At 51.7% G+C, this 14,033-nt stretch carries 17 protein-coding genes; 8 read left to right on the forward strand and 9 right to left on the reverse strand.

All coding sequences use genetic code 11. From position 1 onward, the window contains the following. Positions 1–7: 7 nt before the first annotated feature. Entirely contained in the window at positions 8–1,333 is a 1,326-nt protein-coding gene (locus FH749_15150; protein ID MTI96788.1) for a TldD/PmbA family protein, read from the reverse strand. Between FH749_15150 and FH749_15155 the strand changes: the two genes are divergently transcribed. Together FH749_15155 and FH749_15160 are read left to right on the forward strand one after the other, a co-directional pair. Continuing rightward, positions 1,334–2,503 carry an erythromycin esterase family protein gene (locus FH749_15155; protein MTI96789.1) on the forward strand — a complete coding sequence of 390 codons (1,170 nt, stop codon included), beginning with the start codon at positions 1,334–1,336 and terminating at the stop codon, positions 2,501–2,503. A gap of 48 nt (positions 2,504–2,551) precedes the next feature. After that, positions 2,552–3,535, forward strand: a complete 984-nt coding sequence (locus FH749_15160; protein ID MTI96790.1) for a hypothetical protein — start codon at positions 2,552–2,554, stop codon at positions 3,533–3,535. A 114-nt stretch (positions 3,536–3,649) separates the two neighbouring features. Here FH749_15160 and FH749_15165 read toward each other — a convergent pair whose 3' ends face one another. Then, positions 3,650–4,837: a pyridoxal phosphate-dependent aminotransferase family protein gene (locus FH749_15165; GenBank protein MTI96791.1), complete on the reverse strand. Its 1,188-nt coding sequence runs from the start codon at positions 4,835–4,837 to the stop codon at positions 3,650–3,652. A gap of 99 nt (positions 4,838–4,936) precedes the next feature. On the opposite strand from FH749_15165, the gene FH749_15170 reads away from it, so the two are divergent. The 5 genes from FH749_15170 to FH749_15190 are packed head-to-tail and all read left to right on the forward strand — an operon-like array spanning position 4,937 to position 8,164. Beyond that, positions 4,937–5,626, forward strand: a complete 690-nt coding sequence (locus tag FH749_15170; protein MTI96792.1) for an ABC transporter ATP-binding protein — start codon at positions 4,937–4,939, stop codon at positions 5,624–5,626. Continuing rightward, on the forward strand, positions 5,617–5,814 hold the full coding sequence (locus tag FH749_15175; GenBank protein MTI96793.1) for a hypothetical protein: 198 nt from the start codon (positions 5,617–5,619) through the stop codon (positions 5,812–5,814). The genes FH749_15170 and FH749_15175 overlap by 10 nt, the downstream gene beginning before the upstream one ends. Before the next feature lie 9 nt (positions 5,815–5,823). Continuing rightward, the gene (locus FH749_15180) at positions 5,824–6,819 is read left to right on the forward strand and encodes an ABC transporter permease (GenBank protein MTI96794.1); all 996 of its coding nucleotides are present in this window, start codon (positions 5,824–5,826) and stop codon (positions 6,817–6,819) included. Between the two features lie 11 nt (positions 6,820–6,830). Then, positions 6,831–7,988, forward strand: a complete 1,158-nt coding sequence (locus tag FH749_15185; GenBank protein ID MTI96795.1) for an FtsX-like permease family protein — start codon at positions 6,831–6,833, stop codon at positions 7,986–7,988. Beyond that, positions 7,985–8,164 (forward strand): hypothetical protein, encoded by a 180-nt coding sequence (locus FH749_15190; protein MTI96796.1) that lies wholly within the window; start codon positions 7,985–7,987, stop codon positions 8,162–8,164. Before FH749_15185 ends, FH749_15190 begins: the two co-directional genes overlap by 4 nt. A 35-nt stretch (positions 8,165–8,199) precedes the next feature. On the opposite strand, the gene FH749_15195 is transcribed toward FH749_15190, so the two are convergent. The 3 genes from FH749_15195 to FH749_15205 all read right to left on the reverse strand — a co-directional run bounded on the left by FH749_15195 (position 8,200) and on the right by FH749_15205 (position 10,597). Continuing rightward, complete coding sequence (locus tag FH749_15195; GenBank protein MTI96797.1) at positions 8,200–9,006, reverse strand: hypothetical protein; 807 nt, start codon at positions 9,004–9,006, stop codon at positions 8,200–8,202. 205 nt (positions 9,007–9,211) lie between these two features. After that, complete coding sequence (locus tag FH749_15200; GenBank protein MTI96798.1) at positions 9,212–9,508, reverse strand: hypothetical protein; 297 nt, start codon at positions 9,506–9,508, stop codon at positions 9,212–9,214. A 177-nt stretch (positions 9,509–9,685) separates the two neighbouring features. Then, positions 9,686–10,597: a 5'-nucleotidase gene (locus tag FH749_15205; protein MTI96799.1), complete on the reverse strand. Its 912-nt coding sequence runs from the start codon at positions 10,595–10,597 to the stop codon at positions 9,686–9,688. Between the two features lie 207 nt (positions 10,598–10,804). Between FH749_15205 and FH749_15210 the strand changes: the two genes are divergently transcribed. Then, the gene (locus tag FH749_15210) at positions 10,805–11,182 is read left to right on the forward strand and encodes a hypothetical protein (GenBank protein MTI96800.1); all 378 of its coding nucleotides are present in this window, start codon (positions 10,805–10,807) and stop codon (positions 11,180–11,182) included. Positions 11,183–11,271: 89 nt separating this feature from the next. On the opposite strand, the gene FH749_15215 is transcribed toward FH749_15210, so the two are convergent. The 4 genes from FH749_15215 to FH749_15230 all read right to left on the reverse strand — a co-directional run. Next, entirely contained in the window at positions 11,272–11,589 is a 318-nt protein-coding gene (locus FH749_15215; protein ID MTI96801.1) for a hypothetical protein, read from the reverse strand. A 144-nt stretch (positions 11,590–11,733) separates the two neighbouring features. Beyond that, positions 11,734–12,396, reverse strand: coding sequence for a hypothetical protein (locus FH749_15220; protein ID MTI96802.1), 663 nt, complete (start codon positions 12,394–12,396; stop codon positions 11,734–11,736). 92 nt (positions 12,397–12,488) lie between these two features. Further along, positions 12,489–13,475 (reverse strand): YhfC family intramembrane metalloprotease, encoded by a 987-nt coding sequence (locus FH749_15225; GenBank protein MTI96803.1) that lies wholly within the window; start codon positions 13,473–13,475, stop codon positions 12,489–12,491. A 221-nt stretch (positions 13,476–13,696) separates the two neighbouring features. After that, positions 13,697–14,033: LysM peptidoglycan-binding domain-containing protein (locus FH749_15230; protein ID MTI96804.1), on the reverse strand; the 337-nt coding region annotated here is incomplete at its 5' end.

The raw sequence follows: 14,033 nt of genomic DNA on the forward strand, positions 1-14,033 counted from the left end.
TGCCCTTTTAGTTGGCATTGCCTGTGAAGTGGAAATCGTTGATTTTCAGTGCCGGCACGTAATAGTTGCCGAAGAAGAAGCTGGTGCGTTGGCGATCGCTAGACACTGCTTCAATCTTATTGAATGCTTGGAGCATACTTTCGGTAAAACGCATGTTTTTAACGGAACCGGTGATCTTACCTTTTTCGACTGTAAACACACCGTCCCGGGTAAGGGCCGTTAACTGGGCAGTTCGGGGGTTGACGGGGTTCATGTAATGAAAGCGGGTGATAAGCAGCCACTGTTGGGTTCCGGCAATAATATCGGATAGGCTCTCCTTGCCGTTGGTCATTACCAGGTTTAAGGGCATGCCGCCATAGGCTGGCATATTTACCGAATGGCCGGTACTTGGGCAACCCGCTTTTTGGGCGCTGGCCATGTCATATGTCAGGTCTTTGGCCACTCCTTGCTGGATAATTGTTACTTGCTGCCGGGGAGTGCCTTCAAAGTCGAAGGGCAAGCGCATGGTATTTTCATTTGTATAATCATCGATGATTGTAATTCTAGGGTCAAAGACCGCTACCCCCTGCTTACCGGTGAGGAAGCTAATTTGATTCTGGACGCTTTTACCGGAAAAGCCCAGGTAGGACAAGAAAGTCATCAAGCCGCCTACCGCCGGCTGCTCGAGAATTACTGTATATGCACCCGGTTTCAGGGTCCCTGGATTCTGATTAAGCCGGGCTTTCTCATAGGCCCGGGCGAATGCGCCGGGGAAATCAAAATCTTCAACTCGGCTAGACTGTGTCTCTCCGTAACCCGAGCCATTTTCTCCGGCGACGATTGTGGAAAAGGAAGCATTATTGTTCCTTGAAAAACGGCGGATTCCCTGGGAATTTCCCACGCTGATTTGGCTTGTGGTAATTGTTAGGGCGCCATAGGCCAGATAGTTTTCACTGAGGGTGTCTAAACACTCCTTAACCAGTTTGGCCCGGGATTCCACGTCGTAGGCTGTATCCAATTGGGGATTAAACTCATCCTGGGCAATCTCTGCCGGTGCATCAACTAGCGGCGGCTGGACTTCGCCCTCCGGCAGGAAAGCAAGTTTGGCAATCGCTTGCTGGGTGGCTTCTCTTAACCCCTCAGGGGTAAGGATATTTGTTTTAATTTCACTCCGCTTATTCTCGGTGGTGATGATAATCGTTATTTCCGTGTTGTCCTCATAATAGAGATAGGGAAATTTGGCCACTGGAAGATCATCCGGTGGCCTTTTTGCGTGACAGATTGTTAACAGCAGTTGCCAGGGCCGGGATTTGGGAATACAATCGTAGAAGCATTGAAATACGGAGTGAGTTATATGAGAAAGATCCTTATAATCCTAATACTGACGCTGACCGTAAGCGGCTGTTCAAGCGCCGCCGGTAATTATCTGAAAGAGAACAAAAGCACTCTGGACATGAACAGTCCGGATCTGGAGTTGCTAACGCCTGACCTGGCAGATACTGAAATAATCCTTGCTGGCGAATACCACGCCGTGGCCGGCAACTTTACCGCAAAATACGGACTCATGACCACCCTGCACAAAGAAGCAGGAATCAGGTATCTTCTCTGTGAGATGGGCCACGGAATCGCCGGACTGTTGAATCAGTACATGGAAACCGGAAAAGCCGAAACATTGGACTTTATCTTTGAAGAATTGAAGGGCTCCGGTGCATGGTCTATTGAACATCGGGAATTCTGGGAAAGGCTTCGGGAATATAACCTGCAACAACCGAAAGATGAACGAATTATTGTTATAGGAATTGATGTTGAGCACCAGTTCCGAGCGGCCCTCTACTATCTGACCACCCTCAACGGGGCCGACGAGCTTCCATTGCTTCAGGATATCAAACTACAGGATTGGGACGATTTCACCAACTTCGTTTTTGAACTGCAGAAGGAGCGGGCAAACAAGCCTGAGAAATACAGCGATGCCCTGGCGGAAGACCTGTTCTACTTCGACGATGTCGTCGAGAACCTGGTCAACAGGATTGCTGTGGCCGAAGCTGACCAGCAGGCGATGTATATCCGGGAACAGGCGATGTATGAGAACTTCCTCAAGTTCCATGAACACCTGCCTGCGGGCAAATACTTTGGCCAGTTTGGCATGGCCCATGTCTTTCAAGAGCAGTGCGCCTCCGATATGGAAGGGGTAGAACGCCTGGCCATGTACCTGCAGCGAGATGACTCCCCGGTGCGAGATCAAGTCATTTCAATTGCCTATATCTACATCAATTCCAAGATGTCCTCGTGGCAGAATGATTACCGAGAGCTGGCTGTCCAAGACCAGTTTACCGACACCAGACCGGTGGAGCGGCAGGCCTCAGCTGACTTTACTCTGTTCAAGCTCAACAGCGCAGAATCCCCCTACGCTGAAGAACCGTTGCTTATTCCCGGACCCTACAGGGGAGTGACAACAGATTATTTTCAATATGTCCTGGCAATCAAGAACTCGCCGGCAACAACACCATACGGACCGTGGGAATAGATCCAGCCAGCGGGACCTGTCCCCGGTGGCTGAGAAGGAGTATGAAAAATACATAAAGATGAAACACAGGAGCTATTAACCCGGGACTTTCTCGACCAGGTTGCAGGGCTGTTTGCAATTGATAGCAACTCGATTAAGTATGTTGGCGGGTTTGAGAATGTAATCTATCAGGGGCAACGCAACGGGCAGCCGGTGATTTTGCGCATCGTCCATAATAAACACCGCACTGCGGCACAAGTCTATAGCGAATTGCACTGGCTGGAATTTTTGCGTCACCACGGGGCAACTGTTGCCGGTCCCTTTCCTTCACTGAATGATAATCTGGTGGAAACCATTGTCGTCGAGGACACGCCGTTACATGTCAGCGTGTTTGCCCGGGCCCGCGGGAAGCTGATTGACATCCGCCAGGAGCGCAATAACAAGCAGCTGTTTCAGGCCTGGGGACTGGCAATCGGCAGACTCCACCGCCTGACTGCAGACTATCGTCCCCCGGCGGATATTGTCCGGCGGGAAGATGATGTAAATATCTTTAAGAGTACCCTCGCTCAGTATATACCGGCGGAACCGGCGCTTCAGGAACGGGTTGCCGCCATCGTAGGCGCCACCGAACGTTTGCCCAAAACAAAAGACTGGTACGGCCTGATTCACTCTGATGTCCACCAGTATAACTTCTTCTACGACGGTGAAGCGGTGCAAATCTTCGACTTCGATGACGCCTGTTACCATCAGCTGGCCAGCGACCTGGCCATTCCCCTGTACTATGCAATCTGGGGCAACAACCTGAAATCCCAGGCAGAAAAAGATGCCTTTGGCCGCCTGTTTTTTGAGCACTTTCTAATCGGTTACCAGCGGGAATTTCATGTGTCCCGCGAACATTTGGCGACCATCCCCTTGCTGCTTCAGTTCAGGGATTGTGAGCTGCTGGCTGTGTTGCTGTCCGAGTTTGGCGCGACGCCCTCCGAGAAAGAAATCGCCCTGGTAGAGAGCTTTAAGAAGCGCTTGCTTGAAAATCAACTGATAGTGAATATCTAACAAATAAGACCGATTCGACTAAGCTTATCGCTGATGCGAATCGGTCTTGTTTTTGCTCGGGAACAATAGCTTACGGCAATCGACGGCCGCAAAGGGTGGATATCGCAACTACTATTATAGGTAGTGCTTCAGGGAGTTAAGCAATAAATCTAGATCTTCCTTTGTGTGGTCGGCGAAAATCGAGCACCTGAGCACACCTTCCGGGCCGGCGCCAACATATTGAGAGTAAATTATGCAGATGCCGTTCTCCATTAACACTGCTTGAACTTTCTTCATCTCGGCGGCAGTCCCCAAGGTAAAGGTAGCTGCTGGCGAATCATTCAATTCGACATCAATTCCCAGGGCCAGCAACCCTTCTTTAAGGTACTTGGTATTTTCCCGCAGCCTGGCCAAAAGCTCCGGGTGTTTTTTTACATAGCTTAGGCTGGCAGCAGTCATGGCAGCAGCTGCCGTCATACCTGCAGTCGCCCCTTTGGCGGGAGGCGATGAGAGGATCGCGTCGATTGCCAGCCGGGAGCCCACAGCGATTGCCCCATAGGCGCAAAAGGCCTTGGCCATCGAGCCGCCACCAATAACCCGCTCCCGCGGTAAGTCAAATTTCTCGATCGCCCCGCGTCCCCGTTCACCGATTGCACCAAAGGAATGGGACTCATCGACAATCATCCAGCCCCTATGTTGGTTAATTATCTCATAGTATTTGTCCAAGGGCGCGAGGTTTCCATAGGTAGGGAACATACCATCAGTGGCAACCAGAGGTATCTGGCCTGTTTTTAAGTTTGCCGACACTACACGCGCTAAATCATCCGGGTCAGTATGCTTGAATCTATAAACAGGTTTATTGGCAGTAGCTGCACCATCACAAACGCTATAGTGGGCCTTTTCGTCCATGAAAATCACATCATATTCTGGCGCCAGTCCCTGTAAAGCCATTGAAGCAAAGAGATAGCCGGCGGAGAAAAACACCGCTGCTTCTGTGTCAAAGAATTCAATCGCTGCTTGTTCGGCTTCAGAATATGGCGGCGCCAAGAAATTATAGTGCCGGGGAATTTGTCCCACAGAGCCGTATGTTTCGAGCGCACTGATTGCAGCAGCCAGCAATTCTTTTTGGTCGCTAATGCCAAGATATGAGCAACCGGTGAAGTTGGTAATCTTGCGCCCATCGATAATCATTTTTGCGCCGCTATGTGAGTTAATAACTCTCATATGCCCGTCCCCCTCATTTTCTATTAGTAATAGTCTACCTTCTGACAGGTTAACTGTCCACCCAGCCAGCGGGAGCTGTCCCCGTTGGCCGGGTGGCATACACAGGAGCAGTATACATAATATTTCAAAACAGTATCAATGTTTATTTTTTCACTATTAAGGAGTACCCTTATGGGAGAATTATCTTCGGGAGGAATTATCAGGATTGTTTCTGTTCAAAATGTATACAAAAACTATCAGCTGGGCAAAACCACTGTGCCGGCTTTGCGTGGGGTGAACTTGGAAATCACGGAAGGGGAGTTTGTCTCGGTGGCCGGCGCCTCCGGCAGTGGCAAGTCAACCCTACTCAATCTGATTGGTTGCCTAGATACTCCCAGCGAGGGCAAAATCCAGGTGGCCGGCAACCTGGTTAACAGCTTGACCGAAGGACAACGAAACTTGGTGCGCCTGACGGTGATTGGCTTCATCTTTCAGTCTTTCAACCTGATTCCCGTACTCAACCTCCGGGAAAATGTGGAGCTGCCGCTCTTGATTCGCAAGGATGTCTCGGCGACAGAACGCAAGAAACGAGTCGACTATTTTATTGATGCAGTCGGCCTCTCCGGGCAGGCTCAACAAAAGCCAGCCGAAGTCTCCGGCGGGCAGCGGCAACGGGTTGCAGTGGCAAGGGCGCTGGTAACCCATCCCAAACTGGTCCTAGCCGATGAGCCCACCGCCAATCTCGACTCCAAGACTGGCATTGAAATCATCGAACTGATGCAGCAGATTAACCGTGAGCATAAGACCACCTTCATCTTCTCTACCCATGATCCCAAGGTGATGCAGAGGGCAAGCAAGATTTACCACATGGAAGACGGTGTTATCCGGAGGGAGCAAGCATGCGGTTAGTAAATTTTGCGTGGAAAAATGCCAGTGGCAACCCCTGGCGAGCATTGGCCCTGGGGACGTTTATTTTCCTGGCCAGTTTCGTGCTCTTAGTCAGCAATGCCTTCTTCAGCACCGTCATGGGGAATATAGAGAATTCGCTGATTAATTCCCTGACCGGGCACATCCAGGTCCGTTCCGAACTTACCTAGGAGGAAGACATGCTGGCAGTCCAGACCAGCTGGGGCGATTTGCACTTCCTCAGTCCAGACCAGGTTGCAAACGCTGAACAGGCTTTGTCGGAGCACAATCTGCAAACTGTCCCCAGGGTAAGGGTGAATGTCGCCCTGCAGCATGAACTGGACCAGGGCTTCGCCATGCTCATCGGTCTCGAGCCCAGCAGCAATCAGTATCAGCAGGCAGTGAGCTTAGACAGCGGCGCCTACGTGGCCCGCGCGGGTGAGATAGTCCTCTCCTCCCTCCTGGCCGAATCCCTGGACGTGGGTGTGGGCGATCAGATAGAAGCCGCCACCGAACACACGACGCTGCCCCTGACGGTTGTCGGCGTTGGCGATGTCGACCTCTTGTCCTTGTTTGGATTTGCAGCTGTCTACTCCGATATCGAAAGCGCCAGACAGCTGGCAGGCCTGGCGCCAGAAACCGCAACTGATATCATTGGTTTTGCGACAACAGACAACGCTGGCGTGGTTGCCGATTTACAGGCAAAGCTGTCCGGCTTTACCGTGAGCCACTGGGAAGACATGGGCGGTTTTGTAAAAGGCGGGCTCAGCATGTACCGGGCAATGTTTATCCTGTTTATTTTGGTGATGATGGTCATCATCAGCATCTTGATTATCAACCTGATCTTTATGATGGGTATCGAGCGCCAGCAGGAGATTGGCACCCTGCGGGCCATCGGCTATAGCAAACTCCAGGTGGTGCGCATCTTCTTAGCGGAAATAATATCCATTGCCGCCCTGGCCTGCGCACTGGGGTTGGCAGCCGGTTCCGCCCTGGTTCTGGCCTTATCCAGAGTCACGATTGAAGCCGGCCCCCCGATTGATTTCATCTTGGGCAGGGAATTTACCATCCGTTACGATATCAGTCTAATCTATCCGGTGGCGGCGGTAATCTTAATATTTACACTGGTTGCGGCCCTGTGGCCAGCGTGGAAGGCTTCTTCCCTGGACCCGGCCGAAACCCTTAAGGAACAATAGGAGGGTCGAGGATGATTATACTGAAAATTGCCCTACGCAATGTTCTGCAAAATAAACGCCGCTCGCTGCTGATCGGACTTACTCTGTTTATCATCTCGTTTATGCTCCTGACCAGCAATGCTGCTATGAACGGGGTTGAGAACCAGGTTATCAGCGGCTATGTCAACTACCAATCCGGCCATGTGGCGGTACTGTGGAGCGAGATGAAAGATGTCAACACTTCCGAACCTACCCGGTTTACCGACAGTTTAATTGGCTACCAACAAGACAACCGGGGAGCAAAGGAGCGGTCAGTCGAGCGGCTCCTAGAGTTTTTAGCCGAAAACGAACACCAGGTGACCCACGCTTTTCCGGCGATTCTACGCCCAGTTCGCTTCAGCTATGGCAATCATCAGGATCAGCTGACAGTCTATGGCCTCACACCTGAGTCTGCCCGCTACCTCCAGGATGCCAAGACGCTGGAGATAGTTGCCGGGCGCCTGCCGGATGCCGACAATCCAGGGGTCACCGTCAGCCAGCGCCTTTCCGATGAACAGGGCGTTCAAATCGGCGATCGCTTAAACCTGCGGATTGCCTCTGCAGATAATGATGTGTTTATCCACGAAGCCAGGGTCCTGGGGATTTACGCCAATGGCGCCGGCTACGAAAACTCCTACGCATTTATGGATAACTCTCAGGCCCGGGAGCTCTTTGCCGTGCCCGAACCTTTCTTTGACATCTGCCGGATTTACCTGGGTTCGGCTGGCAATGCCAGCGATTTCGCTGCCCGGCTGGATGCCCAACTGCTAACTGAAAACGAGACCCTGCGGGCGGAAGATTACCGCCAGGCCTCCCCATTTTATACCAATAACTCCCGGAATATGAAGCTGATGTTTAACATCTTTATCCTCTTTATGTTGATGGTAATCGCCCTGGGGGTCGTCAGCACAGTGCGAATGAACCTCTTCCAGCGCCTGCAGGAATTTGGCACTTTGCGGGCCATCGGTTACAGCCGCTGGCAGAGTTATAGCATCATCTTTGCCGAGATGTTTCTGTTGACTGCAATCACTATGGCGGCGGCCTTAGCCTGTACGCTGGTCTTGGTGACAATTTTTGGCCGCACGGGTATCTATGTGGGCTCCGCCCTGCCACCTATGCGCTGGGCGGCGAACGGTTCTGGCCGCAGTTGAAATTCGCTGATGTCCTGCTGGTCCTGGGCATAAACACAGCCTTCACTCTGCTGGCAACCGTAGGCCCGGGCCTGAAAATCTGTTACCAGCAAATAACCGACCTGATTGCCAAACGGCAGCGCCGGTTTTCTGTCGCCGGACAAATAGTTCGTGAGCTTCTGGCGAAGTCCAGATAAGTAAAAGAAGCTGTACCACGAGGGTGCAGCTTCTTCTATATTCTCCTTAATTGCTGCTCCACTGTCCGCATCAGGAACTCGGACTCTTCGGGAATGCCTTCCGCCAGGCGGGCAGCGGCCACCGGCAGCAGCCAAGCTTCGACCTGGCCGGCGGTGAGGGTGCCCCGGCGCAAATAGCTGCGTAGATAATTGCGTTGGAACCATTTGCGCACCGAGCGAATTATATACTGTTTGTACACGGCCATATCCGGGGGCAACGCACCGGATTGTAGCATCAGGCAAGAACGAGCCACATCGGCAGCCGGGTTGCCGCTGGCAGCGTTGGGCCAGTCGATGATAATCGGCCCCCGGGAAGATAAAATGATGTTGTCGGGGTGAAAATCTCCGTGGCATAAGGCGTTTTCGCTGGGCAGACGCTCCAGATACACGGAGATTACCTGTTTCTGTTGGGATGAGAGGCCGGTTGCCCGCTCGATTTGCCGGCTGAGATATTCTTTTTGATTTGGCAACCCCGTCAGCTGCACATTGTGAATGCGCAAATGGAGAGCCGCGAGCACCCCGCTCGCCCGCAACAAGATAAATGGATTTTTCATCATTGCCGAAAGCAAAGTCGGGCCAGTTATCTTTTCAGCCACAATCCCGGGACTACCATCCACTTCCAGGATTTCATACATTTTAAACACCGGCAGATCCGTCTCTTGAATCAACTTGCCAATCTGATATTCATGCTGCGCTGACTTACCGGCCAGTCCGGCGTGAAATAGCTTGAGAACTCTGTTCTCGCCAAGGTCTATTATGTCTGCAGTCCGGCCGCGGCCGATAATCTTTTTTTCCAAGGGAATCCTCCCCTCTTTACTCTAAGCCGGGACCCGCTGATGACTCTGCATCCCCGGTTATCCCCTAATAGTTTCCACATCCGATTTGTTTTTCCTGCCAGGTGTCTCCAGACAACAAAAAAGCCCCTATAGGGGCTGTGCCAGTTAATTCTTTAGGAAATAGAAGACCACAAGTTTAAGAAAGCATATTTCTATATTCTGTAACACAACACTAGGCTACCTGCAGGCGCTCCAAGTACAGCCTGACTGCGCTGAGAATTTGCTCTTTATACCGGGGCAAATTCTGAACCTCCAAAGCCTCTGCCAGTGACAAATCTTCCGCTGTCCCCCGGACAATCAGGGCCTGGCGGATAAACTCCACACCGCCATTACACTCGCTACCTCCCAAGCACTCGCAACGCTCACACCCATGCAGCTCCAAACCCAGACATTCGTCATTTCCGAACGGGACCGCACCACAATCGATTTTCCGGGCAAAATCCTCAACGAAAGCATGAATTTGTTGCATAACGTCCTCCTTCATAAAAATAGTAGTGTTTTTAATGCACTTGTGGAGTTAAGACATGTTATGCTGCCGACAACAGGATTATTACTGCCGCACTTCTGCTCCTCTCGCCTAGTCTAAATTATTAATTCTTGACAGTTGGACGATTTCCTCCTATAAAATAGCTGTCCACGGCAGCTATTATTTCTGTTCTTGATTTTTTACACCACCCGGCACATGGCCGGTGGGCACAAATTTGGAGGCCGGTTCACAAAAACCCTTTTGGTCGTCAAAGAATATATGGGGACGGAAATACTTGAGAAACGGGGACTTGTCCAAGCCGCCGAGGAAAAATGCCTCATCGATATGGACACCCCAGTGACGCAAGGTAGTGATTGCCCGCTTATGGGAAGGGGCGTTCCTGGCTGTAACCAGTGCGATGCGGATGGGCGCTTCCACCTGCCCTTTATAAGCGGCCTGAATCCGGTTCAACGACTCCAGGAAACCCTTGAATGGTCCAGGAGCCATGGGAATGTGGCTGTTTTCTGCCTCATGGCGCTTAAACTCGTCCAGGCCCCGCTCCTGGAAAATTTGCTCCGATTCATCGCTAAACAGCACCGCATCACCATCAAAAGCAATGCGGATTTCCGGGGTCTCGTCATCCTGGAAATCCAGTCCGGTGAGAATGTTGGCAGCGGCAAATCCCCGGCCAAGCGCAAGCCCGACATCATCGGGGTCTGCGGATAGGAAGAGGTCTGTCTTAAACGCCTCCAGGTATTTATATGGTGACCGATTACAGGTGAAGGCGGCCCGGGTAATATTCAGCTGGTAATGTTCGATAGAGTTAAACACCCGCAAGCCGGTATTGGCGTCGTTTTTTGAGACTAGTACTACCTCAACCGCCGGACTGCCATCGGCAGCTTGCAAAGCTAACAACCGTCGAATCAGCGGAAAGGCGACGCCGGGTCGCAGCACTTCGTTTTCATGTTCAATCTGGTAACAGATATATGCTTCAAGACCCTGGGTCTCGTAAATCCGATTGCTTTCCTCTAAATCAAACAGCGCCCGGGACGAAATAGAGACCACCAGTTTGTCATTTAATGTTTCTGCCATTGGCAACACCCCCTTTGGGAGGATTATAGCATAATAATCAAATAAATGGCTTCCGGGCCTGGGTTATTAACAAGCATTAACATCACTGTACCTCTATTCCAGCTATTACAAGTGAATATCGCCCTAACTGAAACCAGAACAGATGTTCCTTTCGCGTCCGGGCTGTGGTATGCTAGACACATCTGGAAATAAGGGGAGGGAGATAAGTTGGCAAAGGAGATAGTTACGCTATTTTGGCAGCTAATCAGTAAGGGGGAGTTTGAGCAGGCAGGCCAGCTGATGCATGAGGCCGCAACTGTATGGTTACCCAATACCAGGGAGGTGTTCAGGGGCAGGGACAAGTATGTGGACTTTAATAAGAAGTATCCCGGCCGTTGGTTGATAACCATTGAGCAACTGCTCCCAACAGAGAAGATAGTTGTTTCTGCAGTTAAGGTCGAAGAACAAGGGGGAAGCACCAGTTTCTATGCTACGTCCTTTTTTACCATTCAGAACAACCTCATCACAGAGATTATCGAGTACTGGGGAGATAATAGTGAGCCGCCCCAGTGGAGATTAAGCAAGTCGCTGTCCGAGAGATACTAAACCTACTCCAAATCCATCAGAAACCTGTTTGTGTTTTATTAGCTCTGGAAGAAATCCAAAACAAACAAAAAGACGCCTTGGGCGTCTTTTTAGCTGAATGCAATAGCTAGGAAAGCAATTATTGCAACAAAAGCAAAGGTGATTCCTAGAACCAAGACAACAATTTTGGCTTCCGACGCGCCAAACTGAGTTCGGTACGGGTCAATTTCGCTGTAGCCATCCTGCTGGCGACGTTCAACAGGACGTTTAAAGCGCACCCGGTAATCGTCGAATTTCTTCACAAGTTCCCAGCCGTTTTCTGCTTCCTCTTGACAGAGCTGTTGGAACTTTTCACCGCGAATCTTGGCGCTAGAACGCACAATCTTAAACTCCCAACCCGTCAAATCGTCCTTGCTGTAAGTAGTCAAACGCTCTTCCTCCTCACGCAGTTTTGCCTGATGGGCAGCTGCGGCAGCAGCTGTAGCGCCGGACCAGCAGCACCTGTACTCATATCCTTCCCCCCGCGCAAACATCGTATAGTTTATTTTACCACTCGCAGGCAATTCCGCAAGCTAATGGATAGCGCCGGAGATAAAAAGCTTCCGCTGTCGTTCCGAGAGGATGGAGTCGTATCCCTGGGCGAGGGCAGTCAAATCGCTAAACAGCAATTCCGTATCAACACCGGGCATCGCTGCCATTGCTTGCTGGGCAAGAGCACTGTCAGTTTCCGCGCCCAGGGGCTGAGTCCAGGGGATAACCATAAATTCCAGGGGTAGTGGCTGGGCGCCACGGGCCCCCAGGGCTAGGTCAATTTTAGCTTCTGGTCCGGGGAAGACCAGCCAGGTCAATTTCACCCGGTCTCCGTTCAGCGTTAAGGTGGCATCGCCGAAGTCCAGCAGCATATAGCGGTCGGTTTCCAACTCAACACTCACTTGCACAGCCAGCGGCACCCAGGCGACTTCACCTAATTGGGGCAGTCTGGCAGTCAACTGATTGCTGAAATGCATCTCCACATCCACACGGCCGCATTTGTCATCTATCTGCCCACCAGAGACAGGATTGCCGTCGAGATAATAGTTGAGACTCACCGCCACCGGCAAATCCTCTTTTTCTCCCAGCACGCTTCCGTCCCAGTTCAAATGCACTCCTGCTTGCCGGGCCAAAAGCGGCGATGTGTATTTAAGCGCTGTCATCGCCAGCAAAATAACCAAGACCAGGGTTGTGAGATGTTTCATGGCAAGCCCTCCATTTTCCAGCAAGTTCTGCTGGTTTAGTGTATGCAGGGCTTGTCCATCCTATGCAAGAAAAAAGACCCGCTTAACGGGCCTTAAATGTCTTCGGGAAAAAACGGCCGGCTGCGGACAGTCCAGATTAACGCCCCCACTGCCCAGAGCAACAACCAGAACTCTACGGCCACAATTCCGGCAGCCGAATCTACCATGGCTACGGGCAGGTTTAACAGAGTATGGGCAAGAATTGCCAACAGCACTAAACTGAATTTGCGCCGCACAGCCCCCAGGACCACCAACACAGAAGCGCCAACATGAAAACTGAGGGCCAATACCCGCTCAATTCCCCCGACCAGGAACATCCAGGGAGCAGCATCGAGCAGTTCTCCATAGACCTCTTGAGGTACATCCAGGGACAGCTCCAAATTCAACGAAAAGAGGATTATAAAATTCGCGGCCATATTCAGTCCAACCAAAAGGAGGGACTCAATGCCGCCGTGGCCGATCCCCATCGCAACTGCTGTTTTCCAATTGCCCTGATCCTTGAGCAGTAACCGAAAAGCGCCGTACCGCCCCAGCTCTTCGAACAAACCGGCGGTAAGGGCCAGAAACAGCCCCACCAGCAGTACCCCCCCGCCCCCCTCAAGGTATGGATGAATAATCGGCGAAAAAATCTGCAGCAAAGGAATGCGAAGAATTATCTGGGTTATGAAGAATGTAAGGGCGCCAACCAGCACCGGAACGGCGCCAACCTTATAACGCCGGCAAAACCAAATCGCCAGGGCCACTGGAGCCCCTATGGCCAGGACGGCTGAAACACCAGCAAAAATTACTGAGGACCAGGATACCATAGTCGTTCTCCTTTCAAAGACTGCATTATGTACATAATACACCTTACCCCAACTAACTGTCTTCTGCAAATGTGTAATAAAAAAAGCGGCGCTGGCCGCTTTTTCAGTAAAAACACTCCCGGAATGTTCCGGCGAGCACGACAGGACCCCAATCACCACTCTCTGCCTTCCAGGGGCGAATCCTGATTCTGGTGTTTGCAGCCCGTGCATCCACTTGGAGAGCACCACTGCCATAGTAGTTTAGGGGAATTTCCCGGCCGGGGGACAAGGGAAAATAAATTGTCTCCCTGCCGGGAACTATCACCTGCATTTGGTAACCATCAAAATCACCCAGCGCTGAAGGCACCGGCAGGTTGATTGTCCTGACGCTGATAGTTTTGGCCGCTAAATCCAGGGTGGCATTGCCCCTGGCTTTACCGGAGGGCGGTTCAGCCGCTTCTGTTGGAGCTAAGAGCTCAATCTTCATCCTGTTCCCCGTAGCTCTCATCCTCACGTTTATGACCCGGATTGGGTACACATAAAACGTCGCAAGGGAAGATTACGTTGGGATTGGGGATGTGGGGGTTGGCGGCAATCAGCGCGTTAAGGCTGACACCAAACCGTTGGGCAATCAGGAACATGGTGTCGCCCGGCTGAACGGTGTACCTACCCTGGAATCCGGGGGGACAGGTCGCCGGGACACGGCAGTCTTGAGCCGGCGGTCCTGGGACACACAGCACATCGCAGGGGAAAATCACGTTGGGATTGGGGATGTGGGGGTTGGCGGCGATCAGCGCATTGAGGCTGACACCA

The organism is Bacillota bacterium, from assembly GCA_009711825.1.
GTDB lineage: Bacteria > Bacillota > Proteinivoracia > UBA4975 > VEMY01 > VEMY01.

Excerpts from the sequence above, each read along its gene's own strand:
- FH749_15155 (MTI96789.1), top strand. The coding sequence starts at position 1,334 with ATGAGAAAGATCCTTATAATCCTAATACTGACGCTGACCGTAAGCGGC.
- FH749_15165 (MTI96791.1), bottom strand. The coding sequence starts at position 4,837 with ATGCCACCCGGCCAACGGGGACAGCTCCCGCTGGCTGGGTGGACAGTT.
- FH749_15175 (MTI96793.1), top strand. The coding sequence starts at position 5,617 with ATGCGGTTAGTAAATTTTGCGTGGAAAAATGCCAGTGGCAACCCCTGG.
- FH749_15180 (MTI96794.1), top strand. The coding sequence starts at position 5,824 with ATGCTGGCAGTCCAGACCAGCTGGGGCGATTTGCACTTCCTCAGTCCA.
- FH749_15185 (MTI96795.1), top strand. The coding sequence starts at position 6,831 with ATGATTATACTGAAAATTGCCCTACGCAATGTTCTGCAAAATAAACGC.
- FH749_15200 (MTI96798.1), bottom strand. The coding sequence starts at position 9,508 with ATGCAACAAATTCATGCTTTCGTTGAGGATTTTGCCCGGAAAATCGAT.
- FH749_15205 (MTI96799.1), bottom strand. The coding sequence starts at position 10,597 with ATGGCAGAAACATTAAATGACAAACTGGTGGTCTCTATTTCGTCCCGG.
- FH749_15220 (MTI96802.1), bottom strand. The coding sequence starts at position 12,396 with ATGAAACATCTCACAACCCTGGTCTTGGTTATTTTGCTGGCGATGACA.
- FH749_15225 (MTI96803.1), bottom strand. The coding sequence starts at position 13,475 with ATGGCAGTGGTGCTCTCCAAGTGGATGCACGGGCTGCAAACACCAGAA.